This is a genomic window from Luteibacter sp. (assembly GCF_009912395.1).
GTDB lineage: Bacteria > Pseudomonadota > Gammaproteobacteria > Xanthomonadales > Rhodanobacteraceae > Luteibacter.
On the sequence record NZ_WNDO01000002.1, the window covers coordinates 1 to 25,571 of the forward strand.

Annotated in this window: 32 protein-coding genes and 1 pseudogene; 18 read left to right on the plus strand and 15 right to left on the minus strand. The window is 65.8% G+C overall.

Going from position 1 to position 25,571, the window contains the following annotated elements; genetic code table 11:
• Positions 1–262, plus strand: a 262-nt coding sequence (locus GAK28_RS02260) for an IS3 family transposase (RefSeq protein ID WP_291774508.1), incomplete at its 5' end; no start/stop codon positions are given.
• 44 nt (positions 263–306) lie between these two features.
• Here the strand turns inward: GAK28_RS02260 and GAK28_RS02265 are convergent.
• The 6 genes and pseudogenes from GAK28_RS02265 to GAK28_RS02290 all read right to left on the minus strand — a co-directional run.
• Positions 307–858 (minus strand): annotated as a pseudogene (locus GAK28_RS02265) (MFS transporter); the annotation flags it as partial.
• Between the two features lie 14 nt (positions 859–872).
• On the minus strand, positions 873–1,964 hold the full coding sequence (locus GAK28_RS02270) for an efflux RND transporter periplasmic adaptor subunit (protein WP_291774513.1): 1,092 nt from the start codon (positions 1,962–1,964) through the stop codon (positions 873–875).
• A gap of 104 nt (positions 1,965–2,068) precedes the next feature.
• On the minus strand, positions 2,069–3,199 hold the full coding sequence (locus GAK28_RS02275; protein WP_291774516.1) for an efflux transporter outer membrane subunit: 1,131 nt from the start codon (positions 3,197–3,199) through the stop codon (positions 2,069–2,071).
• 45 nt (positions 3,200–3,244) lie between these two features.
• Positions 3,245–3,538, minus strand: a complete 294-nt coding sequence (locus GAK28_RS02280; RefSeq protein ID WP_291774519.1) for a hypothetical protein — start codon at positions 3,536–3,538, stop codon at positions 3,245–3,247.
• Entirely contained in the window at positions 3,535–3,978 is a 444-nt protein-coding gene (locus tag GAK28_RS02285) for a MarR family transcriptional regulator (protein WP_291774521.1), read from the minus strand. The genes GAK28_RS02280 and GAK28_RS02285 overlap by 4 nt, the downstream gene beginning before the upstream one ends.
• A 268-nt stretch (positions 3,979–4,246) precedes the next feature.
• The gene (locus GAK28_RS02290; RefSeq protein ID WP_291774523.1) at positions 4,247–5,026 is read right to left on the minus strand and encodes a TatD family hydrolase; all 780 of its coding nucleotides are present in this window, start codon (positions 5,024–5,026) and stop codon (positions 4,247–4,249) included.
• Between the two features lie 143 nt (positions 5,027–5,169).
• Here GAK28_RS02290 and GAK28_RS02295 point away from each other — a divergent pair, with 143 nt between their 5' ends.
• Positions 5,170–5,781, plus strand: coding sequence for a glycine zipper 2TM domain-containing protein (locus GAK28_RS02295; RefSeq protein WP_291774525.1), 612 nt, complete (start codon positions 5,170–5,172; stop codon positions 5,779–5,781).
• 32 nt (positions 5,782–5,813) lie between these two features.
• On the plus strand, positions 5,814–6,278 hold the full coding sequence (locus GAK28_RS02300; protein ID WP_291774526.1) for a glycine zipper 2TM domain-containing protein: 465 nt from the start codon (positions 5,814–5,816) through the stop codon (positions 6,276–6,278).
• A 177-nt stretch (positions 6,279–6,455) separates the two neighbouring features.
• Here GAK28_RS02300 and GAK28_RS02305 read toward each other — a convergent pair whose 3' ends face one another.
• Together GAK28_RS02305 and GAK28_RS02310 are read right to left on the minus strand one after the other, a co-directional pair.
• On the minus strand, positions 6,456–6,890 hold the full coding sequence (locus tag GAK28_RS02305) for a cell wall hydrolase (RefSeq protein WP_291774530.1): 435 nt from the start codon (positions 6,888–6,890) through the stop codon (positions 6,456–6,458).
• Positions 6,891–7,375: 485 nt separating this feature from the next.
• Positions 7,376–8,161: a folate-binding protein gene (locus GAK28_RS02310; RefSeq protein ID WP_291774532.1), complete on the minus strand. Its 786-nt coding sequence runs from the start codon at positions 8,159–8,161 to the stop codon at positions 7,376–7,378.
• Positions 8,162–8,287: 126 nt separating this feature from the next.
• Between GAK28_RS02310 and GAK28_RS02315 the strand changes: the two genes are divergently transcribed.
• From GAK28_RS02315 to lolD, 9 genes are all read left to right on the plus strand, one after another.
• Positions 8,288–8,455: a DUF1674 domain-containing protein gene (locus GAK28_RS02315; RefSeq protein WP_291774536.1), complete on the plus strand. Its 168-nt coding sequence runs from the start codon at positions 8,288–8,290 to the stop codon at positions 8,453–8,455.
• A 57-nt stretch (positions 8,456–8,512) separates the two neighbouring features.
• Positions 8,513–8,905 carry a succinate dehydrogenase, cytochrome b556 subunit gene (sdhC, locus tag GAK28_RS02320; protein WP_291774539.1) on the plus strand — a complete coding sequence of 131 codons (393 nt, stop codon included), beginning with the start codon at positions 8,513–8,515 and terminating at the stop codon, positions 8,903–8,905.
• Entirely contained in the window at positions 8,902–9,288 is a 387-nt protein-coding gene (gene sdhD, locus GAK28_RS02325; RefSeq protein ID WP_291774541.1) for a succinate dehydrogenase, hydrophobic membrane anchor protein, read from the plus strand. The genes sdhC and sdhD overlap by 4 nt, the downstream gene beginning before the upstream one ends.
• 3 nt (positions 9,289–9,291) lie before the next feature.
• Positions 9,292–11,079, plus strand: a complete 1,788-nt coding sequence (gene sdhA, locus GAK28_RS02330; protein WP_291774544.1) for a succinate dehydrogenase flavoprotein subunit — start codon at positions 9,292–9,294, stop codon at positions 11,077–11,079.
• A 21-nt stretch (positions 11,080–11,100) separates the two neighbouring features.
• Positions 11,101–11,886, plus strand: coding sequence for a succinate dehydrogenase iron-sulfur subunit (locus GAK28_RS02335; protein WP_291774548.1), 786 nt, complete (start codon positions 11,101–11,103; stop codon positions 11,884–11,886).
• A gap of 83 nt (positions 11,887–11,969) precedes the next feature.
• Complete coding sequence (locus tag GAK28_RS02340) at positions 11,970–12,218, plus strand: succinate dehydrogenase assembly factor 2 (protein WP_291774551.1); 249 nt, start codon at positions 11,970–11,972, stop codon at positions 12,216–12,218.
• 37 nt (positions 12,219–12,255) lie between these two features.
• Positions 12,256–12,594: a hypothetical protein gene (locus GAK28_RS02345; protein WP_291774554.1), complete on the plus strand. Its 339-nt coding sequence runs from the start codon at positions 12,256–12,258 to the stop codon at positions 12,592–12,594.
• A 129-nt stretch (positions 12,595–12,723) separates the two neighbouring features.
• Positions 12,724–13,965 carry a lipoprotein-releasing ABC transporter permease subunit gene (locus GAK28_RS02350; RefSeq protein ID WP_291774556.1) on the plus strand — a complete coding sequence of 414 codons (1,242 nt, stop codon included), beginning with the start codon at positions 12,724–12,726 and terminating at the stop codon, positions 13,963–13,965.
• Positions 13,958–14,650: a lipoprotein-releasing ABC transporter ATP-binding protein LolD gene (gene lolD, locus GAK28_RS02355; protein WP_291774560.1), complete on the plus strand. Its 693-nt coding sequence runs from the start codon at positions 13,958–13,960 to the stop codon at positions 14,648–14,650. Before GAK28_RS02350 ends, lolD begins: the two co-directional genes overlap by 8 nt.
• Positions 14,651–14,706: 56 nt before the next feature.
• Here the strand turns inward: lolD and GAK28_RS02360 are convergent, their stop codons facing one another.
• Together GAK28_RS02360 and GAK28_RS02365 are read right to left on the minus strand one after the other, a co-directional pair.
• Positions 14,707–15,456 carry an anti-sigma factor gene (locus GAK28_RS02360; protein ID WP_291774563.1) on the minus strand — a complete coding sequence of 250 codons (750 nt, stop codon included), beginning with the start codon at positions 15,454–15,456 and terminating at the stop codon, positions 14,707–14,709.
• Positions 15,453–15,968, minus strand: a complete 516-nt coding sequence (locus tag GAK28_RS02365; protein WP_291774566.1) for a sigma-70 family RNA polymerase sigma factor — start codon at positions 15,966–15,968, stop codon at positions 15,453–15,455. Before GAK28_RS02365 ends, GAK28_RS02360 begins: the two co-directional genes overlap by 4 nt.
• Before the next feature lie 132 nt (positions 15,969–16,100).
• Between GAK28_RS02365 and GAK28_RS02370 the strand changes: the two genes are divergently transcribed.
• The 4 genes from GAK28_RS02370 (at position 16,101) to GAK28_RS02385 (ending at position 20,188) form a co-directional block, all read left to right on the plus strand.
• A complete protein-coding gene (locus tag GAK28_RS02370; protein WP_291774569.1) occupies positions 16,101–17,180 on the plus strand; it encodes a catalase family peroxidase in 1,080 nt (359 codons plus the stop codon).
• Positions 17,177–17,716 (plus strand): cytochrome b, encoded by a 540-nt coding sequence (locus GAK28_RS02375; RefSeq protein ID WP_291774572.1) that lies wholly within the window; start codon positions 17,177–17,179, stop codon positions 17,714–17,716. Before GAK28_RS02370 ends, GAK28_RS02375 begins: the two co-directional genes overlap by 4 nt.
• Positions 17,717–17,739: 23 nt before the next feature.
• A complete protein-coding gene (locus GAK28_RS02380) occupies positions 17,740–18,816 on the plus strand; it encodes an aminopeptidase (protein ID WP_291774575.1) in 1,077 nt (358 codons plus the stop codon).
• Positions 18,817–18,919: 103 nt separating this feature from the next.
• The gene (locus GAK28_RS02385) at positions 18,920–20,188 is read left to right on the plus strand and encodes a dicarboxylate/amino acid:cation symporter (RefSeq protein WP_291774578.1); all 1,269 of its coding nucleotides are present in this window, start codon (positions 18,920–18,922) and stop codon (positions 20,186–20,188) included.
• Between the two features lie 215 nt (positions 20,189–20,403).
• Here GAK28_RS02385 and GAK28_RS02390 read toward each other — a convergent pair whose 3' ends face one another.
• Together GAK28_RS02390 and GAK28_RS02395 are read right to left on the minus strand one after the other, a co-directional pair.
• Complete coding sequence (locus tag GAK28_RS02390) at positions 20,404–20,745, minus strand: cytochrome c (protein ID WP_291774581.1); 342 nt, start codon at positions 20,743–20,745, stop codon at positions 20,404–20,406.
• Positions 20,746–20,772: 27 nt separating this feature from the next.
• A complete protein-coding gene (locus GAK28_RS02395; protein ID WP_291774583.1) occupies positions 20,773–21,207 on the minus strand; it encodes a hypothetical protein in 435 nt (144 codons plus the stop codon).
• 105 nt (positions 21,208–21,312) lie between these two features.
• On the opposite strand from GAK28_RS02395, the gene GAK28_RS02400 reads away from it, so the two are divergent.
• Positions 21,313–21,696 carry a thioredoxin family protein gene (locus GAK28_RS02400; protein ID WP_291774584.1) on the plus strand — a complete coding sequence of 128 codons (384 nt, stop codon included), beginning with the start codon at positions 21,313–21,315 and terminating at the stop codon, positions 21,694–21,696.
• The gene (gene pncB, locus GAK28_RS02405) at positions 21,693–22,874 is read left to right on the plus strand and encodes a nicotinate phosphoribosyltransferase (protein WP_291774587.1); all 1,182 of its coding nucleotides are present in this window, start codon (positions 21,693–21,695) and stop codon (positions 22,872–22,874) included. The genes GAK28_RS02400 and pncB overlap by 4 nt, the downstream gene beginning before the upstream one ends.
• A gap of 81 nt (positions 22,875–22,955) precedes the next feature.
• Here pncB and GAK28_RS02410 read toward each other — a convergent pair whose 3' ends face one another.
• The 3 genes from GAK28_RS02410 to GAK28_RS02420 form a co-directional block, all read right to left on the minus strand.
• Complete coding sequence (locus GAK28_RS02410; protein ID WP_291774590.1) at positions 22,956–23,762, minus strand: MetQ/NlpA family ABC transporter substrate-binding protein; 807 nt, start codon at positions 23,760–23,762, stop codon at positions 22,956–22,958.
• A gap of 84 nt (positions 23,763–23,846) precedes the next feature.
• The gene (locus tag GAK28_RS02415) at positions 23,847–24,521 is read right to left on the minus strand and encodes a methionine ABC transporter permease (protein WP_291774592.1); all 675 of its coding nucleotides are present in this window, start codon (positions 24,519–24,521) and stop codon (positions 23,847–23,849) included.
• Complete coding sequence (locus GAK28_RS02420) at positions 24,518–25,522, minus strand: methionine ABC transporter ATP-binding protein (RefSeq protein WP_291774594.1); 1,005 nt, start codon at positions 25,520–25,522, stop codon at positions 24,518–24,520. The genes GAK28_RS02415 and GAK28_RS02420 overlap by 4 nt, the downstream gene beginning before the upstream one ends.
• Positions 25,523–25,571: the final 49 nt, after the last annotated feature.

A 25,571-nucleotide genomic window follows, 5' to 3' on the forward strand; every position in this document is an offset into this window, starting at 1 on the left:
GCGCGAGCACCGCGCCCTGTTGGAGCAATACGCTTTGATCGCCAGCATGAGTGCCAGAGGCAACTGCTACGACAACGCAGCAATGGAGAGTTGGAACCACAGTCTGAAGGTCGAGGCCATCCATGGTGAACACCTCGCCACACGGGAGCAGGCCAAGGCTCATGTGTTTGACTACATTGAGGTTGACTACAATCGGATCCGGCTGCACTCGACCCTGGGCTACCTCAGCCCAGAGCAGTACGAGCTGGCCAATGTCGCTTAGATAGGTGTCCGTAAATCAGGGGCAAGATCACAGGTGACGAAGCCCGCCGCCGCACCCACCGGCACGTTGATGTAGAAGATCCACGGCCAGGAGAAGTTGTCGGTGAGGTAGCCGCCGAGGATGGGGCCGAAGATCGGCGCCACCACCACGGTCATTGCCCACATCGCCAGCGCGATGCCTTGCTTGGTCTTCGGGTAGCTGGACAGCAGCAGCGACAGCGACAACGCCACCATCGGACCCGAACCCGCGCCCTGCAACAGGCGGAAGATCACCAGCATCGGCATGCTCGAGGCCAGGCCGCAGAGCATGGAGAACACCACGAACAAGCCCACCGAGAAGCAGAACGTCTTCACCTCGCCGAAGCGGCGGGCGAGCCAGCCGGTGAGCGGCTGCATGATGGCGCTGGCCAGCGCATAGGAACTGATCGCCCACGTGCCCTCGCTGGCGCTCACGCCGAGGCTGCCCGCGATGTGCGGGACCGCGACGTTGACGATCGTCATGTCGAGGATCTCCATGAAGGTGGAGAACGCGACGGCGATCGTCAGCAGGACCAGCGCACCGCCCTGGAGCGGCTTGGGCCCGGCCGGTGCGGGCATGGTGGCGGCGTCGCTCAAGGCACGTCCGTCCCGAGGTTGGCGCGGACGATATCGTCGGCGGCGGCATCGGCCTTGGCGGCCACGTCGTCATAGACGCTGGTCTGGGCTACGGGCTTGTCGACCGGCGCCTTGGCCAGCACGTCGCCCTTGTCGTCGGTGATGTTGACGGTGACCGCGGTGGAGAGGCCGATGCGCAGCGGATGCTTGTCGAGATCGTTCGGGTCCAGCGCGATGCGGACCGGTACGCGCTGCACCACCTTGATCCAGTTGCCCGTGGCGTTCTGCGCCGGCAGCAGAGAGAACGCGCTGCCGGTGCCGGCGCCGAGGCCGATCACCTTGCCGTGGTATTCGACGCCGCTACCGTAGATATCGGCCTCGATCTTCGCTGGCTGGCCGATACGTACGTGGCGCAGCTGGCTCTCCTTGAAGTTGGCGTCCACCCACAGGTCGTGCAGGGGCACCACGGTCATGAGCTGCTGGCCCGGCTGCACGCTGTTGCCGACCTGCACGCCGCGCTGGGCGACGAAGCCGTCGATGGGCGCGAGGATGGCGTTGCGCTGCGAGGCGATCCAGGCCTGGCGGAAGCTGGCGCGGGCCTGGAGCACTGAGGGGTTGTTCTCGACATCGCTGCCGTCGATCAGCGCGCGCGAGGCGTCGGCCTGGCGCTGGGCGGATTCCAGGGCGGACTGGGCGCTGTCCACGGCGTCGCGGGCGTGCTGCACTTCTTCCGGCGCGACGGCCTTCTCGGCGAGCAGCGGCAGGCGGCGCTTGAGGTCGTCCTGCGCGCGCTTGAGGTCGAGGCGACGTGCGGCGAGGCCGGCGTCGGCGCTGGCGGCGGACTGGGTCTGCTGGCGCACCTGGCGCACGGCCTGGGCGAGGGCGCTGCTGGCCTTGCGCAGGTTCACGTCGGCGTCGGTGGCGTCGAGGCGCACGAGCACCTGGCCGGCCTTCACCAACTGCGTGTCGTCGGCGTAGACGCCGGTGACGATGCCGGGAACCTGGGCGGAGATGCCTACCTGGTTGCCGCCCACATAGGCGTCATCGGTGGTCTCGCGCGTGGAGAACACAAACAGCCACAGGAGGAACCAGATCAGCGCGGCCAGCACGAAGACGAGCAGGACGATGATCAGCGCGCGCTTGCGCTTGCCCTTGTCCTTCGGCGCGTTGCCGCTTTCCTGCTACGCTTGCGGCGTATCGTTCGGGGTGGCGCTCATGGGCTCTGGGCTCCGTCGGTGCTATGCGTGGAAGTCGGGGAAGGGGATGCGGGGTTCTCGGCGCAGTAGCCGCCGCCGAGGGACTTGATCAGGGCGACGTCGGTGGACAGCGCCTGGCCATGCAGGTCGATCGCTGCGTCCTGCTGCTGCAGCGCGCTGGCTTCGGTCGCGAGGGATTCGCGGTCGTCGCGCACGCCGCGTTTCGCACGGGCCTGCGCACTGGCGAGTAGGCGATCGGTCGCGTCGACGGTGTCGGCCTGTTGCTGGCGACGCCCGGCGACTTGCTGCGCGCCGAGCGCCTGCGTGGCGACATCGCGCGCGGCGGACGCGACGGTGGCGTTGTACTGCGCGACGGCGGCGTCGAGCTGCGCGCGGCTCACGCCGTGGGCCGCTTCGAGCGCGCCACCTTCGAAGATCGGCAGGTTGATGGCGGGCGTGAGCGAGAACACCCGGCTGCTGCCGGTAAAGACCTTGTCCACGTCGATGCTGGACAGGCCTGCCATGGCCTTGAGGCTCACGTCGGGGAAGAACTGAGCGCGTGCGGCATCGGTATTGCGCAGCGCGGCCTCCACCTGCCAGCGGCTGGCCGCGATGTCGGGACGACGGGCCATGAGGTTGCTGCCGACGTCACCCGGAAGGCCGGGCGCGACCTCGGGTAACGGGCGTGGCGTCAGGGCGGGCAGGTCGGCGGGAGAGACGCCGACGAGGGTCGCCAGCGATGCGCGACGGATATCGGCGGAGCCTTGCAGCGCGACCTTCTGCTGACGCGCGGCGGCGAGCTCGGCGCGCGCTTGCAACGCGGTGTCGGGCACGTCGACGCCTTGCTTCACCCGCAACTCGGCGATGCGCAGCGCACGTTCGCGGGCGGCGATGAGCCGATCGGCGAGCGTCACGCGAGCCTCGTCGGTGAGCCAGCCGAAATAGGTGTCGGCGACCACGGACTGGATCGACAGCGACGACGCCGAGCGTTCCGCTTCGGCGGCGCGCGCGCTGTCGATCGCGCTTTCGATGGCGAAGCGCTTCTTGCCCCACCAGTCGAAGTCGTAGCTCACCTGCACGCCGAGGTCGGCCTGGTTGTACCAGGTGAAACCCAGGAACTTGGCCGGGATCAGCCCGTGTTCGCTCATGCGCTGGCGTTCGACCTGGGCGCTGCCGTTGACGCGCAGGCCAGCCTACGCGGCGGCGACCCGAATGTTCTGCTGGGCGCTGTCCACGCGGGTCTTCGCCTGGGCGAGGTCCGGCGCGCCGCGAAGGGCGAGCTGGATCAGGGTGTCGAGCTGCGGGTCGTCATAGGCCTTCCACCATTCGGCGGCCGGCCAGCCGGGGCGGTTGTCGGTGTTCAAACCGGCGAGCGGCACGTCCGCGCGCAGCGCGGGGCGGTCGATCTTCGCCGGCACATGGCAGGCCGCGAGCGATAGCGCGACGACGCCCGCCAGCAGGGTGGGGCGGAGGAGGGAGGGGATCATGGCGATTCCGCGGGGTCGAGGTGCAGGGCGAATTTCTTGAGCAGGCGCTCGAGGGTTTTGCGTTCGGTGGTGGAGAAGCAGGCGAACTTCTCGATCAGCTCGGGGAACATCGGCGGCAGCAACTGGCGCACGAAATGGCTTCCTTCTGCCGTGATCTTCAGTTCCACCTGGCGCCTGTCGTGGACGGCGTGGGTGCGCGTAATGAAGCCGCGCTTGGCCAGCAGGTTGGTGATGCGCGTCATGTTGGTGGGCTTCTGCTCCGCCAGCGCGCACAGCTCGCTGGGTGTGGAACTGCCCTCGGCGGACGAGTACAGCATCATCAGCGTGCGGAAATCGCTGTCGTTCATGTCGAAAGGCTTGAGCTTCGCTTCGAAGTCCCGGCGCAGGGTCTCGGCCGTGAGCAGGAGCAGGCGGATGAGCAGGACCTCGCATTTGGGCACGCCTGGGATGTTCCCGGCGACACGGTCGACCCCCTCATAGAGGGCGTCGACGCAGGGTTTCAGGCTGGACATTACGCTGGCTAATAATTCACTGGTGAAGTATTAGGCTAGCAAGGGCTGTGGGCGCCAGGCAAGTGCCTGGGTGGGTGGACGCGGCTTGGGCGGCCCGATGCGACCCTGCTTTTTGTAGGAGCGCGCTTGCGCGCGATGGGGGGCGCGGCAACCCCACATCGCGCGCAAGCGCGCTCCTACAGTGGTTGGGTGGTCGTTAGCCGGGAAGCCCCGGCAGGCCGAACAGCCTCTCGGCGTTGCGCGTGGTCGCCTCGGCGATGGCGTCGGTGGACATCTCGCGCAGCGACGCCACCGTCTCCAGCACGTCGACCATGAATGCCGGTTCGTTCCGCTGCCCGCGTCGATGGGCACAGGGCTGGTCAGGGGCATCGGTTTCCAGCAATAGCCACTCCAGTGGCATCGCGGCCACGACGCGGCGGATGCGATTCGCGCGCTCGTAGGTCACCGGGCCGCCGATGCCGATATGGAAGCCCATGTCGAACAACTGCCGTGCCTGTTCTTCGCTACCGGAGAAGCTGTGAACGACGCCGCGCAGTCCACCCACGCGACGCATCGTGTGGATCGTTTCCTCGAAAGCCCGCCGCGCATGCACGATGACCGGTAGATCGTGCTCCTTCGCGATATGCAACTGGCGCACGAAAACCTCGCGCTGGCGATCCGGATCGAGCCCTTCTACGTAGAAATCGAGCCCGATCTCTCCAACCGCCACCGTGCCCGGGCGATCCAGCCAGGCGGGCAGTTCGTCGAGGTGTTCGTCGCGATGTGCCGCCGTCATCAACGGATGCAATCCATACGCCGGATGGACGCCTTCACGAGCCTTGCACAAAGCCTCGATGACTTCCCAGTTCCCGCGATCGATCGCCGGTACGATCCATCGCTGCACCCCGGCATCCCGGGCTCGCTGGAACATGGCATCACCGTCGACGTCGAACGAGGCGTCGTCCAGGTGGGCGTGGGTGTCGATCAGGTCGGGCATGCGGGTTGGCGGGTAGCTGAATCGTGAGCGTGGAGTCTAAGGCTTCGTTCAGTTTAACGACTGTCAAATGTGATCCGAGGCGACCACCGGGTGATGGGGCTCGAGCGCCATCGGGTCGTAGACCTTTTATCGGAGAGTAGGGTATGAGCAGGTTGAAGATTTCCGTCCTGAACATCGGTTTGGGTGCGGCGCTGGCTTTGGGTCTTTCCGCCTGTAACCGCGATGCGAACGCCGACGTGGCGAACGCTCCCGCCCCGGCTGCGGCTCCCGCGCCGGCACCGATCGCGCCGCCTCCGCCCCCGCCGGGTCCGAAGTACGCACGCGTCGTCAGTGTCGACCCGGTTCGCGAGGCCGCTTCCTCGCCGCAGCGCGAATGCCACGACGAGGTGGTGACCCGTCGCGCACCGGTGAAGGATCAGCATCAGATCGCGGGTACCGCCATCGGCGCGGTGGCGGGTGGCTTGCTGGGTAACCAGGTCGGTGGCGGCAAGGGCCGCACGCTGGCGACGGTTGCCGGTGCCATCGGCGGCGGTTACGCGGGCCACGAGATTCAGGAGCGTCGCCAGGAGACGAATACCGTCACCAGCACCGTGCGCAAGTGCAACACCGTGCAGGGCAGCAGTGGCGACAAGATCGTCGCTTATGACGTCCGCTATGAATACAACGGCGTGACCCGCTCGGTACGCATGGACCATGACCCGGGCGATCGCGTTGAAGTGCAGGAAGGCGTCTCGGTGATTTCCGACGCCCGTTGATCGATCGCAACTCTCCTCCAGGACGCATTCCCATGCACAACATCGTCCAGAAAATCGGCATCGTGGCGGCCGCGCTCGCCACGTTGTCCCTGACGGCTTGCTATGACCAGCCGCGCAGGGTCTATCGCGAGGAACGCGTCGTCTATTCCGGTCCGCCGCGTGGTTGCCAGCAGTGCGGCGTGGTGCAGGACATCGAGCAGATCTACACGGATCGCCAGTCGTCGCCGCTGGGCGCCGTGATCGGCGCGGTTGCCGGTGGCGTGCTCGGTAGCACGATAGGCAAGGGTGACGGTCGCAAGGCCGCGACCGTCGGCGGTGCCGTCGTGGGTGGCCTGGTCGGTAACCAGGTCGGCAAGCGCAATGGCGAGGACGTGGCGTTCCGTGTCCGTGTTCGCCTGGACGATGGGCGCTGGGCCACGGTCACGCAACAGGACGATCCGCAGTTGCGTCAAGGTGATTACGTCGAAATACGCGGTGATCGGGTATTCAGGCGCTGATCGTATGGACGTATAAACGTCTAAAAAAGAAGCCCGCGAAAGCGGGCTTCTTTTTTGCCTGAATATGGCTAACGCAAAAATTTTGGACAAAAAAAGACCCTCGTCCGAGGGCCCCTTTTTCCCGGGAATCGCAAGCTGCCCGCCTCGATTCCTTTTCCCCGCGCATTGTGTCGACCGTCAGTTCACGGCGTAGAACGCGTGGTCACCGATCTTGCGAACGACACGCTTGCTCGACCATGCCGGTGCCACCGCGACCGTGGCGAAATGATCCGCCTGCGGCACGTACACCAGTCGCTCGCCCTTGGGCAGGCTCCAGTTGTTGATGGAGTCGCCGGCGATCTTCCAGGCCTTGGTCCATGCGACGAGGTCGGTGACCTCAAAATCCTTCGGGGTGGTGGTGATAGCGAATTGCCGCGGCGCCGAAACGACCTCGCAGACATTGCTGCCACCCATGCCGCGATCACGGCGGCGAAGGGCGACTTCCGCCACGGCGTACTGGCCGATGGTGGGTTCGCTACGTGCTTCGAGATACACCGTCGTCGCCAGGCACGTCTGGTCGGCGAGGTGGCTCGGGAGGACGGACGCCATCCAGAGCAAAGCGGAAAGTTTCATGTGTATCTGCCTCCAACGAGCTTTTCCGTCACTTGCGGCCTTGGAAGAGCCATGGGGGACGTATGAGCGGTAGACGGGCGGGCAGGCCGTTACTACCTGGACCAACCGAAAGGCATCCGCACGCATAGGGTTAAGCGGATGGGATCGGGCGTCACACACTGTGACTGTACTGGGCGACTGTCCGGAGACGCCTGGTATGGGTTCGCCGAAGAGGAGCGGCTTCGCATGAGCGGCGGCTCCGACGGCTTACAACGCGATGGCATGGGGCCATGCGTAGCTTGTTTCTCCGGCGTTCGCCGGGTCGCGCCAGAACCGTCATCGTCGACGGATCGTCGCGGGTATAACCATGGCGACACACCATGGCCACGAATGTGGATCAGCCGAGCCTAGTGGCGTGTCACGTTTTACGCAAGTGCGTAACCGGCACGGTTCAGCTAGGGCTCACATGCATTCTGGAATGAGATTTTGCGACGAATGCCGCGATATCACGCGCCAAACGTCGATATGAGGTGAAGTCGCGGCTCGTGCTTTTCAATAGTGTCCGCCTGCGACAATGTGTCGTCGAGTACTACCAATGACCTATGTTTCGACGCGAAACCATTGCACATCAGCACGATGCCCGCATCGCGTCCGTCTATGCGTAGCGATTGCCCTTCCTGAATGGGTGTATCGCTTTCGACGATTCGCAGATGGCGTTTGTGTCCGCCGAGATAATGCAGTCGCGCCGCGATCTCCTGTCCAGGGAAGCATCCCTTGTTGAACGCGACGGCGTTCAATCGTTCCATCGAAAGCGCGGGCGGAAGCAATGCGTTCAACGCATCGTCAGGTAGCCACGCATAACCGTTGTCGATGTGTCGCGCGATCCATGCGTCGCCGTCGTCTCGTATTCCGATGTGTAGCGACGCATCGCCTTCGCCGAGCACGAGCGTGCCGTCGTCGCGTTCCTGCGCGTGCATGGTTTCGAAAGCGTCGCCGTTGGTGACATGCATGGGTGCGGAGACGTCGATCTTTACCTTCGAGCGAAAGACGAATCGTCGGAGGTCGGCGGCGAGCGCCTCGCCGTTACCGCCTCGCGGAATCGCGACCAGGCGATCGTCGGCGAGGCGGGCGATCTGGAGCAGGGTACGTACGCGGCCCTTGGGATCGAGCCAGGCGCTCCATTGCCAGCGGCCGACGCCGAGGGACGGTAGGTCGCTGCTGAACTGGGCGTTGGCGAAACCCAGGGCATCCGGTCCGGCGAGGGCGATGGCGCAAGTGGTACGGCTGGACATGGGCGGGCGCAATGGCGGGGAGGGGAGTAAGATATACGGTCGCACCAAGGCCAAGCCAACCCTCTTCAGGAACCTGAAGGTTGTGCTGCGATGGCACAGGTATTACGCTTTTAGGGCTTTATAACCATGTCCGACCATTCCTCCGAGCCCAAAGACGCGAACGATTCTTCTCCGGCGAAGCCACCCATCGCGCCGATCGTCCCCACGAACGGCGAGGCAGGGAAGGAGAAAGCGCCCTTGGACCCCACGCGTTACGGCGATTGGGAAAAGAACGGACGTTGCATCGACTTCTGATCTGAAGGCGAGGATGGGACGGTTGGGCATCAGCGATTCCAATCCAGGATAGCCGCCATGGCACAAACGGGACGACCGCTCTCACCCCACCTGCAGGTCTACAAATGGCAAGTGCAGATGGCCACCTCCATCCTGCACCGCGCCACCGGCATCATCCTTGCCGTCGGTAGCCTGCTCATCGTCTGGGGCCTCGCCGCCCTCGCCGCCGGTGAAGAGGCCTACGCCTGCTTCACGGCCTGCGCTTCCCACCCCCTGGGTATGATCGTCCTGGTCGGCTGGACCCTGGCGTTCTTCTACCACCTGTCCAACGGCATCCGTCACCTGGTCCAGGACACGGGCAAGGGTTACGCCATCCCCAGCTTCGTCCGCTCGAGCTGGCTCTCGGTCATCGCCGCCATCGTGCTCACCGTCATCGTCTGGGCCTTCGTGCTCACCGGAGGCCACGCATGAGCAAGGATCTTCGCAACCCGCTCGCTCGCGCCCGCGGCCTCGGTTCGGCAAAGGACGGCGTCCATCACTGGATGCTCCAGCGCGTCACCGCGATCGCCCTGGTCTTCCTGACCGTGTGGTTCCTCGTCATGGTGCTGGGCCTGCTGCACGCCGACTACGCCACCGCCCGCGCCACGGTCGCCAAACCCTGGAACGCCGTGCTGCTGATCGCCTTCGTCGTGACGGCCTTCCGCCACGCGGTGCTCGGCCTGCAGGTCGTCATCGAGGACTACGTCCACACGCGCTGGCTCGAAGTGGGCTCGCTCATCGTCATCAAGTTCATCGCCGTACTCGCCGCGCTCATGGGCGTGCTGGCCGTGCTGCGCATCGCGCTCGGAAGCTGATCAATGGAAGCCTACAAGGTCCAACAACATAAGTACGACGTGATCGTGGTCGGCGCCGGTGGCGCAGGCCTGCGCGCCACCTTCGGCCTGGCCGAGAAGGGCCTCAAGGCCGCGTGCATCACCAAGGTGTTCCCGACCCGCTCGCACACCGTGGCGGCACAGGGCGGCATCTCGGCCGCGCTCGGCAACATGGGCGAAGACGACTGGCGCTTCCACTTCTACGACACGATCAAGGGTTCCGACTGGCTCGGCGACCAGGACGCCATCGAGTACATGTGCCGTGAGGCCATCCCGGCCATCATCGAGCTCGAACACTATGGCGTGCCGTTCTCGCGTACCGAGGAAGGCAAGATCTACCAGCGTCCGTTCGGCGGCATGACCACCCACTACGGCAAGGGCACCGCGCAGCGCACCTGCGCCGCGGCCGACCGTACGGGCCACGCCATCCTGCACACGCTGTACCAGCAGGCGCTGGCGCACGACGCCACGTTCTTCATCGAATACTTCGCCATCGACCTCATCTTCGACAAGGATGGCGTCTGCCGTGGCGTCCTCGCGCTCGACATGAACGAAGGCACGCTGCACCTGTTCCGCGGCCATGCCGTGGTCATGGCCACCGGCGGCTACGGCCGTGCGTACTTCAGCGCCACCTCGGCCCACACCTGCACGGGTGACGGCGGCGGCATGGTGCTGCGCGCGGGCCTGCCGCTCCAGGACATGGAGTTCGTGCAGTTCCACCCGACCGGCATCTACGGCGCCGGCTGCCTCATCACCGAAGGCGTGCGTGGCGAGGGCGGTTACCTCACCAACTCCGAGGGTGAGCGCTTCATGGAGCGCTACGCGCCGAACGCCAAGGACCTCGCCTCGCGCGACGTCGTCAGCCGCGCGATGACCATCGAGATCCGCGAAGGCCGTGGCGTGGGCCCGAACAAGGACCACATCCACCTCAACCTGATGCACTTGGGTCCCGAGGTCATCGGTGAGCGTCTCCCGGGCATCGCCGAGTCCGCGCGCATCTTTGCGGGCGTCGACGTCACCAAGGAGCCGATCCCGGTGCTGCCGACCGTCCACTACAACATGGGCGGCATCCCCACCAACTATCACGGCGAAGTCGTCACCAAGCGCGACGACAACCCGGATTCCGTGGTGTCGGGCCTGTTCGCCATCGGCGAGGCGGCCTGCGTGTCGGTGCACGGCGCCAACCGTCTGGGCTCCAACTCGCTGCTCGACCTCGTGGTGTTCGGCCGCTCGGTGGCCAACCGCTGCGCCGAGATCATCAAGCCGGGCACGGCCCACCCGGACCTGCCGGCCAACGCGCTGGACCAGGCCCTGGGTCGCTTCGACGCGCTGCGCAACGCGGACGGCGATACGCCGACCTCGCAGATTCGCGCCGAGATGCAGAAGACCATGCAGAACGACGCTGCGGTGTTCCGCACCGGCGACACGCTGAAGGAAGGCTCGACCAAGATCTCCGAGGTGTTCTCGAAGTTCAAGGACGTGAAGGTCACCGACCGTTCGCTGGTCTGGAACTCCGACCTCATCGAGACCCTGGAGCTGTCGAATCTGCTGGCCCAGGCCGTCGCCACCATGCACTCGGCCGAACAACGTCCCGAGAGCCGTGGCGCCCATGCCCGCGAAGACTTCCCGGACCGCGACGACCACGACTGGCAGAAGCACACGCTGGTGTGGATCGACGAGGAAGGCCGTTCGACGTTCGATTTCCGTCCGGTGCACATGTACACCCTGACGGACGAAGTCGAAGTCGTGCCGCCCAAGAAGCGCGTTTACTGATACCGGACCGGAGAGGCAATCGTGGCAGAGTTCACGCTACCCAAGAATTCCAAAATTACGGCCGGCAAGCATTTCCCGGCGAAGGGCGCGAAGAATACGCGCACCTTCAAGATCTACCGCTGGACGCCGGATGACGGCAAGAACCCGCGCACCGACACGTACGAAGTCGACCTCGACACGTGCGGTCCGATGGTTCTCGATGCCCTGCTGAAGATCAAGAACGAAATCGACTCGACCCTGTCGCTGCGCCGTTCGTGCCGTGAAGGCATCTGCGGTTCCTGCGCCATGAACATCCAGGGCACGAACACGCTGGCCTGCACGCGCTCCATCGAGGAGTGCGGCAGCGGCACGATCAGCATCTACCCGCTGCCGCACATGCCGGTGGTGAAGGATCTCGTGCCCGACCTGACGCATTTCTATGCGCAGTTCGCGTCGATCAAGCCGTGGATCCGCACGCAGAGCCCGGCGCCCGCCGACAAGGAGCGCCTGCAGTCGCCGGAAGACCGCAAGAAGCTCGACGGTCTCTACGAGTGCATCCTCTGCGCCTGCTGCTCCACGTCGTGCCCGAGCTACTGGTGGAACGGCGACCGTTACCTCGGTCCCGCGATCCTGCTCCAGGCCTATCGCTGGATCGTCGACAGCCGCGACGAGGATACGGGCAACCGCCTGGAAGACCTCGAAGATCCGTTCAAACTCTACCGCTGCCACACGATCATGAACTGCGCGCGCACCTGCCCGAAGGGTCTGAACCCGGCGAAGGCGATCGCGGAGATCAAGAAGCTGATCGTCCAGCGCCGCGGCGTCTGATAGGAACATGTAGGAGCGCGCTTGCGCGCGATGGGGTTGCCGCGAGGTCCCATCGCGCGCAAGCGCGCTCCTACAGCCATCTGATGGAAGATGCCCGCCTCAAACGCCTGCGCTGGCGTACCCGCCGCGGTACGCGCGAGCTCGATCGCCTGTTCGGGTGGTGGCTCGACGAGCGCTTCGCCGACGCCGACGAACCGGCGCGGATGGCATTCGATGAACTGCTCGACGTCCAGGATCCCGATCTCTGGGATTGGGTGATGGGCCATGCCCGCGCCTCTCGCGAGGACTGGCAGGCCATCATCGATGAGATCCGATCGCGGCATAACCTTTGATGTCAGGCCTTCGCCCGGGCTCGCGCTGAGCCTGCGGGTGCTCGTTGTCGCCACGTCCATTGCCATGCTGCTCTGCGGCCTGCCCCTGGCGGCTCGCGTGGCCCTTTGCGCGGCCGTTCTATGCCACGGCGAATGGCGTGTCCGCGCCTGCCTGACGTCTCCGCTCGCATGGGTGGGCTGGGCCTCGGACGGCGTCTGGACTGTGGTCGATCGCCACGGGGAGGCCTTTCCGGCCGAACTGTGCGGCTCGCGCGTGGTCGGAACCTGGGTATCGCTGCGCCTGCGCTGGCAGGACCGAACCACTACGCTTTTGCTCATGGACGACAACGTCGCCGCTGACGACCGGCGCCGGCTGCGCGTGCGGCTCGGACGGTAGTCCAGCCCTGCCAGGGCTTGAACGGGCAGGGCGGGGCGACCTTGCCGGAAGCGGCCGCATCGGGCAATCTGCCGCGCGGTACGTGCCTTTCGTGGCGGCCCTCTCCCTACAAGGTGCTTTACGACAGGTATGTTCAGACCCCTCGAACTCTTCGTCGGCCTGCGTTACACGCGGGCCAAGCGACGCAACCAGTTCATTTCCTTCATTTCCACCGTGTCGATCATCTGCATCGCCATCAGCGTCACGGCGCTGATCACGGTCATGTCGGTAATGAACGGCTTCCAGCACGAGTTGCGCACCCGCATCCTCGGCGCTGTCTCGCACGTCACGGTGTCGGGCATCGACGAGACGGTGCAGAACTGGCAGAAGACCGTGGACACGGCCCGCAGCATCGGCCACGTGCGTGGCGCCGCGCCCTATGTCGAGATCCAGGCCTTCCTGCAGGCCCGTCGCTCGGGTGGCGCGCTCATCCGCGGCGTGGTGCCGTCGATGGAGCCGAACGTCTCCGACATCGATCAGCACATGGTCGAGGGCAAGATGACCGACCTCACCGATCACAGCTGGAACATCGTGCTGGGTCGCGAGCTGGCGTTGTCGCTGGGCGTCAACAAGGGCGACAAGGTCACCGTGGTGGTCCCGCAGTTCACGGCCACGCCGATCGGCGCGATGCCCAAGCTGCGCAGCTTCACGGTGAGCGGCATCTTCGAGCTGGGCATCCAGGAGTACGACGCGAACCTCGCGCTGATCTCCATGCAGGACGCGGAGCGCCTGAACGGCTTCGATGGGCCCACCGGCATCCGCCTGAAGCTGGACGACCTCAGCGAGGCCTTCCCGGTGGCGCAGGAGCTGGTCAACAAGCTGGGCCAGTCCTATCGCGTGGAAACCTGGATGGACACGCACGCCAACTTCTTCCGGGCGACCGAGATGGAGAAGAAGGTGATGTTCATCATCCTCTCGCTCATCGTCCTGGTCGCCGTCATCAACCTCATCTCCATGCTGATGATGCTGGTCACCGACAAGCAGGCCGACATCGCCATTTTGCGCACGCTGGGTTCCACGCCGCGCAGCATCATGGGCATGTTCATGGTGCAAGGCGTGCTCGTGGGCGTCGTCGGCATCGCCTTCGGCGTGGGCCTGGGCTGCCTGCTGTCGGCGAATCTGCCGGCGCTGGTGAAATGGATCGAAGGCCTCACCGGCCGCCAGTTCCTCTCGCCTGACGTCTACTACATCAGCGAAGTGCCCAGCGAACTGCTCTGGTCCGACGTGGGCTGGGTGGTGCTGGTCACCTTCATCTTCTCGCTGCTGGCTACCCTCTACCCGGCGTGGCGCGCTTCGCGCACGCAGCCCGCCCAGGCGCTCCGCTATGAATGATTCCTCCAACGACATCGTCCTGCGCGCCACCGGTGTCGCGAAGGTCTACGAAGAGGGCGATCTGCGCACTGGCGTGCTGTCGAACGTGAACTTCAGCCTGCGCCGCGGCGAGACGCTGTCCATCGTTGGCGCGTCGGGCTCGGGCAAGTCCACGCTGCTTCACATCATCGGTGGCCTGGATACGCTCAGCGCCGGCTCGGTCGAGGTCAACGGTCGCGTGCTTTCGGAGCTGTCCGATGCGGAGCGCGGTCGTGAGCGCAATCGCTCGCTCGGCTTCATCTACCAGTTCCATCACCTGTTGCCCGAATTCACGGCACTGGAAAACGTCTGCATGCCGCTGCTGATCCGCGGCGTGGCGATTTCACAGGCGCAGAAGGAGGCCGCGGCGCTGCTTGCACGAGTGGGGCTGGGCGATCGCCTGCGTCATCGCCCGGCGGAGATGTCCGGTGGCGAGCGCCAGCGTTGCGCGGTGGCACGTGCCCTGGTGACGCGCCCGGCCTGCGTGCTCGGCGACGAGCCTACCGGCAACCTCGACGAGGCCAACGCGGCTCACGTCTACGAACTGATGCTCGAACTCAATCGCGAGATCGGCACCAGCTTCGTCCTGGTCACTCACGATTCCCGCCTGGCGGGCAAGATGGACCGCACGCTGGAATTGAAGGGCGGCGAACTTCACCCGCGCTGATGGTAGGAGCGCGCTTGCGCGCGATCGCGCGCAAGCGCGCTCCTACAGAAGCCGTGTCAGATGGAGCGGCCGGTCACCCGCTGGACCGCAGCACGGCCGGCGGCGTCAGCCAGGCCCACCACCGCGTAATTGTGCCCGTCGCGCGACCAGTAATCGGCCAGCAGGCCGTCCTGTTCGCGCTCGCCGCGCTGGAGCAGGTGGCGTGCCGCACCCGGCGGCCGCACGTAGAAACTCACCGTATGCCCGGCGCCGTCGTCGTACAGGATCATGGCGGCCGCCCCCTGGTCGGTGGCGAACAGCCGGCCGCCCATCGGCCGGAAGCCGGCGTCCGCGAGGTCCGGTAACTGCGCGGTCGGCCCGACGCGTCCGGCCAGCCACGCGCGCAGGTCGTTCTCGTTGCCCGTCGTGATGTCCATGCCCAGTCCGTGCTCCACCGCCAGCAGGCGGTAGGCCTGCATGGCGTCGGCCATGGGAGCGACCGCCCCGCGACCCATGCCGCGCGCCGACCAGCCGCCGATGCCGCCGGCGGCGAGGCAGAACATCAGGCCGGCGGCGATCGCCAGGCGTGACAGCCGTCGCTGCCGGCGACGCGCACGGACCAGCACCGGATCGAGGCCCGGCGACGACACCAGGTCGCCGGCCAGCAGGGCGCGCAGTTGCTGGGCGTCCTGGCGCCAGCCCTGGACCTCGAGGGCGCGCTCGGGATGGCGGTCGAGGTAGCGCTCGACCTCGGCCCGGTCCGGGCCGTCGAGATGACCGTCCACGTAGGCATGGATGTCGTGTTCGCTCGGAGGGGTCTGGGTCATTTCAGCAGTCGCAGGGAAGGGGATTCGGGGATGACGCCCTCGCCTAGCCGGTGCAAGGCCTGGCGGGCACGGGACAGCCGCGACATGACGGTGCCGATCGGCACCTGGAGGATGTCGGCGACCTCCTGGTAGCTCATGCCTTCCACGGTCACCCAGAGCAGCAGGCTGCGCTGCTCGACGGGCAGGGAGGCGAAGGCGGCCAGGGTCGAATGGGCCACGGCCACGCGCTCGGCGGACGGCCAGGTAGGCTCATCTTCGGCAAGCGAGCCCAGGAACCGGGCATGAAGGCTGGCGCGTCGTTTTGAATCGAGGTAAATCCGGTACAAGATCGCGAAAAGCCAGGCGCGCAGACTCTGTGCCTCGCGTCGGCTGGACCAGCGCGAGAGGGCACGTTCCAAGGTGGACTGGACGAGATCGTCCGCGGCGTTCGGGTCGCGGGCAAGCCATAGGGCGAAGCGCCGCAGTCGCGGCAGCAGGGCACGCAGTGCTTCGTCGATGGTCGGATCGGTCATGCCGGGGCCTCGGCCGGGGGCGGTACATGGACGTATGACGGCTACCGCGACGAATTATTCCCCGTCGAGGGAATAAATGTCGCGGACGTGCGTCCCACCCTGGACACCTCGCTGTGAGGACGGAGAAAGACCATGCATGACCCATCATCGAAACGTCGTCCTCCCCACGCCCTCTGGCGCTGGGCGCTGATCGGCGTCGCCATGGCCGGATCGGCCGCCGCCTTCGGCTATGTGGGCGGCTGGCTTGCGCCCGGACGCCTCACGCCGAACAGCCTCGTCGACGCCCTTCAGGCCAACGGTGGCGATCATCCGGGGTACCGTCGCAACCATGCCAAGGGCATCTGCGTGGCCGGTCACTTCGAGTCCAGCGGCCTGCTGGCGCCGTATTCCTCGTCGCCGCTGTTCCAGCCAGGCAATACGCCGCTGGTCGGGCGCCTCGCGATTCCGGGCGGCAATCCCTATGCTCCCGACAGCTCCGCGCCCATCCGCAGCTTCGCGCTGCGCTTCGACCTGCCCGATGGCGAGCAGTGGCGCACGGGCATGAACGCGATGCCGGTGTTCCCGGTATCGACGCCGGAAGCGTTCTACGAGCTGCAGCTCGCCAGCCATCCGCTGCCGGATACGGGCAAGCCCGATCCCGAGCGCATGAAGGCGTTCTTCACCACGCATCCGGAGACCACGGCCTTCCTGGCCTGGGTGAAGACCGCCCATCCCTCGGCGAGTTACGCCACCGAAACCTACAACAGCCTCAACGCCTTCTACCTGCGCGATGCCGGCGGCCAGCGCCATGCCGTGCGCTGGCGCGTGGAGCCGGAGGGTGCGATTCCCGCCGCCAGTGGCCCGGCGGCAGGCGACACCGACTACCTGGCCGCGGACCTTCGCCAGCGCCTCGGCGCCGGCCCGCTGCGCTGGAAACTGGTGATGACCCTCGCGGGCCCCGGCGATCCGGTGGACGACGCCGCCAGCGTCTGGCCGGACGGTCGCCAGGAAGTGGTCGCCGGTACCGTGGTAATCGACGGCGAGCAGGCACAGGACAGCGGCCCGTGCCGTGACGTCAACTACGATCCGACTGTGCTTCCGCGGGGCATCGAGGTATCGGGCGATCCGTTGCTCGCGGCGAGATCCGCGGCTTACGCGGAGTCCTATCTGCGACGAACGTCGGAGGAGGGCCACCTGCCGGGCACGGAATCCCCGAAGGAGGCCGCACGATGAACGGCCAGCCGATGTTCCACCCGTTCGCCCGAGTGATGCATTGGCTGATGGCCACCATGATCCTGGCCATGCTCTTCATCGGAGCCGGGATGGTCAGCACGGTGTCGGAAAAGCACCAGTGGCTCGTGGGCATCCACAAGCCGTTGGGCGCCGCCGTCTTCGTGCTGGCCCTGGTCAGGCTCGGGTTCCGCCTCACGCATCCCGCGCCGCCGCTGCCGGCCGACCTGCCGTTGTGGCAGAAGCTTGCCGCCCATGCGTCGCACTGGCTTCTCTACGCGCTCATGCTCGCCATGCCGCTGATCGGCTGGGGGATGCTCTCGGCCGGCGGCTATCCGGTGACGCTCGGTGGCGGCATCCAGCTGCCGTCGATCCTGCCCGCGAATCCGGCGTTGTTCGCCTGGCTGCGCGAGTCGCATCGCTATCTTGCCTGGTTGTTCTTCCTGACCTTCCTGGCGCACATGGGTGCCGCGCTGATGCATGGCCTGATCCGGCGTGACGGCGTGCTGCGCAGCATGACGGTCGCGCGTCGCGACTGATCCACGAGGCGACAAGCAGGCGCATGCCCGGCACAATGCCGGGCATGCGCATCGTGTTGATCGCCCTCGTCGCCCTGCTGGCCGGATGCCGTTCGCTCGGCTATTACGCGCACGTCGCGCATGGGCAGGCGTCGCTCGTCGTCCATCGTCGCGCCATCGACACGGTGGTGGCCGATCCGAAAACGCCCGACGCCACCCGACGCAAGCTCGAGCTCGCCCGCGAAGCGCGGCGGTTCGCCTCGGATCGCCTCGACCTGCCGGACAACCGCAGCTACACCTATTTCGTCGCGCTGGATCGGCCCTGGGTGGCGTGGAATGTCTTCGCGACCCCGGAGTTGTCGATCTCCGCCGTCACCCATTGCTTCCCCATCGCAGGATGCGTCGCCTACCGCGGTTACTTCCGCAAGGACCTCGCCGACCGCGAGGCCGCGCGCGAACGTTCGCTCGGCCACGACGTGTCCATCGGCGAGGTGCCTGCCTATTCCACGCTGGGCTGGTTCGCCGACCCCGTGCTGAGCAGCATGCTGCGCTGGGACGACGACACGCTGGCCGGCACGATCTTCCACGAACTGGCCCACCAGAAGATCTACGTGAAGAACGACTCGGCGTTCAACGAGTCCTACGCCACCTTCGTCGAGCACGAGGGCGTGCGCGAATGGCGCGCGTCGAAGGGGCTTCCGGCACCCAACGACAAGGGCGATGCCCTGGAGCGCGACTTCACCACCCAGGTGCTCGCCTTGCGTGATCGTCTGAAGGCCATCTACGCGGGGCAGGGCGACGATGCGGCGAAGCGCGTTGCCAAGGCGGAGGAATTCGAGGACTTCCGCGGCCGATACCTCACCTGGCGCGACGGCCCCGCCGGCGGCGATCGCCGCTACGATCGCTGGATGTCGAGGCCGCTGAACAACGCGCGCCTGCTGCCGTTCGGGCTCTACGACGGCTGGACGGCGTCCTTCGCGACCTTGTTCGCCGAATCGGGACGGCAGTGGCCGGTATTCTTCGCGGCGGTGCGGCGCCTCGCCGATATGGCGCCGGAGCCACGGAATCGCGAACTGGAGCGGCTTCGCAACGCTGCGAATACCCAGGAAGTCAAGGGCTGACGCCGCATCGTCGTTCACCTGGGGGAACACAGCGTTCGACGGCACCCCTTTCCTGGGTCGATGAGCGTTGTATCGTGAACCATTGCACTGGCAAGGTTCCATCATGTCCCTGGTTCAATCCTGGTTGCGCATACGCTTCTGGAAACGAGTGGCCGCCGGTTTCGTGCTCGGCGCGCTTGTCGGCTGGTTGGTCGGCCCGCAGGCGGCGGAGTGGTTCGGTCCGCTCGGCACGCTGTACGTCACGCTCATCAAGATGATCGCGGTGCCGCTGGTGTTCTTCGCGGTGCTGCACAGCGTTTCCAGCCTGCATGGGGTGAAGGACGTCGCGGCCCTGGGCTCGCGTACTTTCCTCTGGTTCGCCGCCACGGCGACGCTGGCCGTGCTGGTTGGCCTGCTCGTGGCCCACGTCACCCAGCCGGGACTGGGCGTGCAGGGCCTGACCGCACCGGTCGACTGGAAGCCGCGCGAGGTGCCCGAGCCGGTGAAGGTGTTGCTCGATATCGTGCCCGCCAACCCGTTCAAGGCGCTTTCCGAAGGCAAGATCCTCCAGGTGATCTTCTTCGCCGGGCTGCTGGGTCTGGCGCTGGTGAAGATCGGCGAGAAGTCCGCACGCCTGCGTGCGCTCGCCAACGAAGCCAACGACGGCATGATCCAGGTCACCCGGTTCGTACTGGAAGTGACGCCGATCGGTACCTTCGGCCTCATCGCCGCCCTGGTCGGCAGCTACGGTTTCGAGAAGCTGCTTCCGCTGGCGGCCTTCGTCGGTGCGCTCTATCTCGCCTGCGTGTTGCAGATCGTCTTCGTCTACGGCGGCCTGTTGCTATCGCACGGCCTCAACCCGTGGAAGTTCTTCCGCGCGGCCTTCCCCGCGATGCAGGTGGCCTTCACCTCGTCGTCGAGCTTCGCCGCGATGCCGATCGCGTTGCGCAGCGTGGTGCGCAACCTGGGCGTGAAGGAGGAATACGCCGCCTTCGCCGTGCCGTTGGGCGCGAGCATCAAGATGGACGGTTGCGGCGCGATCTATCCGGCGATTTCGTCGGTGTTCGTGGCGCAGTATTTCCATATCGACCTGCAACCCGCGCAGTACCTGATCATCCTGCTGGCCTCGGTGCTGGGCTCGTTCGGCACCGCCGGCGTGCCGGGCACCGCGACGGTGATGGTGACCCTGGTACTCAGCTCGGCGGGTCTGCCGCTGGAAGGCATCGGCTACCTCGTCGCCATCGACCGCATCCTCGACATGATGCGCACCATGACCAACGTGACCGGCCAGATGGTCGTGCCCGTGCTGGTCGCCCGTGAGCGCGGCATCCTCGACATGTCCATCTATAATCGCGCCTCGAGCGAGCTGGTGGCCGAGCCCGACGCCCTGTAACGCACGTGCGCGCGAATCCTCAGATGATTCCCGCGCGCCTGTAGGAGCGCACTTGTGCGCGAACCCTCAGGGTTTCCCATGGCGAATGAGGCCTTGTGATGATCCTGCGAGCTTTAAAGCCTCGCCCCGATCACTGCAAAGCCTCATTCGTTCAATGATGTGTTGAGGGTTCGCGCACAAGTGCGCTCCTACAACAACAGCCGGTGGTTCGAGGGTCAGGGCTTCGCCTTTCGGCCCGACATGTGCTTCAGGTAGGCCACGAGGTCGTCCAGATCCGCGTCGGATAGCACGTCCGCACGGAACGCAGGCATCTTCGCCTGCGGCCAGTGGCGCAAATCCTGCGGATTACGAACCAGCTTGCGCAGATAGCCCGCCTGAAGGTACTCGGTGGGGCTGTACGGGATGTTGAGATCCGGCCCCACCTTCGCGTCGCCCTGGCCGTTGAGCGTATGGCAGGTGATGCAGTTGCGCTGGAACACGGCAAAACCGTGCTTCACCTTCGCGCTGGCGTTCGCCGCCGGATTCATCGCAGGAAACCGTTCGGCGGGGCCGGGCATCACCTTCACCGTGCCGATCTGGTACGGCTACTGTTCCGGTCCGATGTTGCCGGCTTGCGGATGCAGCCACACGAGGTAGAACGGCCCAGCGCCATGGTCCTTGCCTTCGAGTTGCGGCCAGTGCGCGTCCGCAGGTTCCACGGCCAGCCACGCTTCGGCGCCGTGCCCGTCGAGGATCAGCGCAGCGGGAATGTCGGCGGCAAAACCGTCTTCCGCGACGAATTGCAGGTTCGCGTCGGCGGGGATGCCTTGCAGCAGGGCCTTCATCGGCACGGCGCGGTAGGTGCGGTCCTGGTGGTAGGACACGTCGCCGGTCACGTGGATATCCCGCGCGTCAGGGCGCTTCAACAACTGCTCCGTGGTCAGCGCCTGGGGGCCGTGGCCGGCGTCGATGGTGAGGGTGGCGGCATCGGCGACGCCGGTGCAGCACAGGGCGAGGAAAAGGGCGGTCAGGGCGCGCATTTCACGGTTCCTTCGTTGTCTGGCGGGTGACGGCATGTCGCGTTACCCTCGATTATCTTCCCGGCGCCCCCATGTGGGAATGCCGACACGTTCACGGATTCCGTCATGGCCGATACCACCGTACCCGAGTTCTTCGAGCGCTTCCCGATGCCTCGGATCGCCAGCGCCGGGCTCGACGCCGACCTTGCGGCCGACGACAACCGTCTCGTCATCCTGTTCCTCTGGGGGCGCGACTGCCCCAACTGCGACATCGCCAAGCGACAGATCCTGCTGACCCCCGAGCGCTTCGGGTGGCCCGAAGTACGCTGGCTCAACGACAACGTCTACGACGACCCCGCGATGGCCACGCGCTTCGGCTTGCATGGCATCCCCGCGTTCTTCGTGTTCCATCGCGGCAAGAAGCTCGGCAAGATCACGCCGTGGCCCGGCACCGACCGTTTCGTCGAGGCCATCGACAAGCAGATCCAGCTCACGGGCGCCAGCGCATGATTATCCAGTCGTTGCTCGATACCGACTTGTACAAATTCACCATGATGCAGGTGGTGTTGCACCAGTACCCGGCGGCACAGGTGGAATACCGCTTCCGTTGTCGCACGAAGGGCGTCGACCTGGTGCCGCTGATCGGACGCATTCGCGAGGAGCTGGATCACCTATGCTCGCTGCGCTTCACCGACGACGAGCTGGCCTACCTGCGCGGCATGCGTTTCATCGACAGCGATTTCGTGGACTTCCTCGGCTTGTTCCAGCTCAACGCCAAGTACGTCACGGTGGCGCCATCGCCGACGACGGCAGGTGAGATCGAACTGGTGATCTCCGGGCCCTGGCTGCACACGATCATGTTCGAGGTGCCGCTGCTTGCCATCATCAACGAGCTGTATTTCCGTGCCGCGCACCCTGGCCTGTCGATGGACGAGGGCAGGGCGCGCCTGCGGACGAAGACTGCCTTGCTTCGCGATACGCCGGGATACGGCAAGGTCCGCATCGCCGACTACGGCACGCGTCGTCGCTTTTCGCGCGAATGGCACGAAGAGGCCCTGGGCATCATGGCGACGGAGTGGGGCACGCAGCTGGCCGGCACCAGCAACGTATGGCTCGCCAAGCGCAAAGGGTTGCTGCCCATCGGCAGCATGGCCCACGAGTACTTGCAGGCGTTCCAGTCGCTGGGGCCGCGCCTGCGCGATTCGCAGACGGCGGCGCTGGAGGCGTGGGCGCGCGAATATCGCGGCGACCTAGGCATCGCGCTCTCCGATGTCTACGGACTGGATGCCTTCCTGCGCGATTTCGATATGTATTTCTGCAAGCTTTTCGACGGTGCTCGCCACGACTCCGGCGATCCGTTTATCTGGGGCGACCGCGTGCTGGCGCACTACGAGGCCAATCGCGTCGATCCGCGCTCGAAGACGCTGGTGTTCAGCGACAGCCTCACGATCCCTAAGGTAATGGAGCTGTACAAGCACTTCGAAGGTCGCTGCAACCTGTCCTTCGGTGTCGGCACCAACCTCACCAACGACGTGGGGCCGAAGGCGCTCAACATCGTCATCAAGATGACCCGCTGCAACGGGCAGCCGGTGGCGAAGCTTTCGGATTCGCCGGGTAAGAGCATGTGCGACGACCCGGAGTACATCGGGTATCTGCGCAGGGTGTTCGATCTGCCTGCGGCTGCCTGAGGGTTTTTGTAGGAGCGCGCTTGCGCGCGATGGGGCTGGTCGCAAGCCCCCATCGCGCGCAAGCGCGCTCCTACAGGTAGATCAGAAGGCGGGCAGCACCGCGCCGCCGTAATTCTTCTCGATGAAGGCCTTCACTTCCGGCGAGGTCAGCGCCTTGGCGAGCTTCTGGATGCGCGGGTCGTCCTTGTTGTCCGCACGGGTCACCAGGAAGTTCACGTACGGCGAATCCTTGTCCTCGATAAGCAGCGCGTCCTTCGTCGGGTTGAGCTTGGCGGTGAGGGCGTAGTTGGTGTTGATCAGGGCCAGGTCCACCTCGCCGAGCACGCGCGGCAGCATGGCGGCTTCCAGCTCGCGGAACTTGAGGTTCTTCGGGTTGCTGGCGACGTCCTTCAGCGTGGCGAGACGGTCGTTCGGGTTTTTCAGCGTGATCAGCCCGTGCTTGGCGAGCAGCAGCAGCGCGCGGCTGTTGTTGCTGGGATCGTTCGGGATCACGACATCGGCGCCGTCCGGCAACTGGTCGATCGAGGTGTACTTGCGCGAATAGGCGCCGAACGGCTCGATATGCACGCCCACTACCTTCACCAGGTGCGTGCCGCGCTCCTTGTTGAAGGCGTCGAGGTAGGGCTCGGTCTGGAAGAAGTTCGCGTCGATCTGCTTCTGGTCCACCTGCATGTTCGGCTGGACATAGTCGGTGAACACCTTGATCTCCAGATCCACCCCTTCCTTGGCGAGCAGGGGCTTGATCTCCTTGAGGATCTCGGCGTGCGGCACCGGCGTGGCCGCCACGGTGAGCGAAGCTCCTGCGTCGGACTTGCCAGCGTCACCGCCCGAACAGCCCGCCAGCAGCAGGGCAAGGGAGGCGGCGAGGGGCAGGAGGAGCTTCTTCATGGCGGGACGTCCGTGGCGGAATGTTGCGGTGCGCCAGCATAGACATCTATACCGCCGGATGCAAAAAGCATCCGGCGGGTGGATTCAGCGACGGCTGTAGCGGGCCACGAGGCGATCGCCGAGCATCTGCAGCACCTGCACCAGCACCACCAGCAGCGCCACGGTGACCAGCATGTAGTCGGGCTTGTAGCCGTTGTAGCCGTATTGGTAGGCCAGCGCACCCAGGCCGCCGGCGCCGACGATGCCGCCCATGGCGGTATAGCCGACCAGGGCCACGGCGGTGACCGTGGTGGCCGCGATCAGGCCCGGACGGGCTTCCGGCAGCAGCACGCGGGTGACGATCTGGCCCGTGGTGGCGCCCATCGACTGGCTGGCCTCGATCACGCCGCGGTCCACTTCGCGCAGGGCGGTTTCCACGAGGCGGGCGAAGAACGGCGCCGCGCCGATCACCAGCGGCACGATGGCGCCGCGGATGCCGATGCTTACGCCCGTGATCACCTGGGTCACCGGGATGAGCAGGATCATCAGGATGATGAAAGGAATGGAACGCAGCACGTTCACCACCAGCGAGAGCACGCCATAGAGCTTCGGCTGCGCATGCAACTGGCCGCGCGCGGTGAGGAACAGCCAGATGCCTAGCGGCAGGCCCAGCGCGAGGGTGAACAGCAGCGAGCCACCAAGCATCAGCAGGGTGTCGAGGCAGGCGCGGGCGATTTCCGGCCAGTCGATATTGGGAAACAGGGTCTGCATGAGGTTCATCGGGCCACTTCCTCGATGTCGACGCCGGCGTTGCGGATCTGGATGAGCGCGTCATGGAGGCGCTCACCGTGCATGGCCAGGGTGAGCTGGCCGTAAGGGGTGTCTTTGATGCGGTCGATGCGGCCGGACAGCAAGTTGTATTCGATACCGGTGTCGCGCACCACGCGGGCCAGCAATGGGGAGTACGTGGCCTCGCCCCGGAACGACAGGCGGAACAGGCGTCCCGGCACGCCCGGATACTCGGGGCCGCTGCCTTCGCGATGGTCGGCCTCGGCGACGAAGCGACGCGTCGTCTCGTGTTGCGGATGCAGGAACACATCGGCCACGGTGCCGAGCTCCACGACCCGTCCGGCGTCGAGCACGGCGACGCGATCGCAGACGCGGCGGATCACGTCCATCTCGTGCGTGATGAGCACGATGGTGAGCCCCAGGCGGCGGTTGATGTCCGCCAGCAGTTCCAGCACCGACGCGGTCGTCTGCGGATCGAGCGCGCTGGTGGCCTCGTCGCAGAGCAGGATCGATGGGCGGCTGGCCAGTGCGCGCGCGATGCCCACGCGCTGCTTCTGGCCGCCGGACAACTGGGCGGGATACTTGCGGGCGTGCGCCGAAAGGCCGACCAGGGCGAGCAGTTCGTCCACCCGGCGCTGGATCTCGTCTTCGCCGATGCCGCCCTGGAGACGCAGGGGGAAGGCCACGTTGTCGGCCACCGTGCGCGAGGACAGCAGGTTGAAGTGCTGGAAGATCATGCCGATGCCCGCACGCAGGCGACGCAGTTCGGCGCCGTCGGCATGGGTGACATCGCGTCCGTCGATCAGCACCTGGCCGGACGTAGGGCGCTCAAGCAGGTTGATCAGGCGCAGCAGGGTCGATTTGCCGGCACCCGAATGGCCGATGATGCCGAACACCTCGCCCTTGGCGATCTCCAGGTCGACAGGATGCAGGGCAGGGACGGGTGTCCCGTCCACGCGATAGGACTTGGAGGCGGCGGCGAAGCGGATCACGGTTCGGGTCTTTTGGCCGGAAAGGCGTCCATGGTAGCCGAAGCGGGTC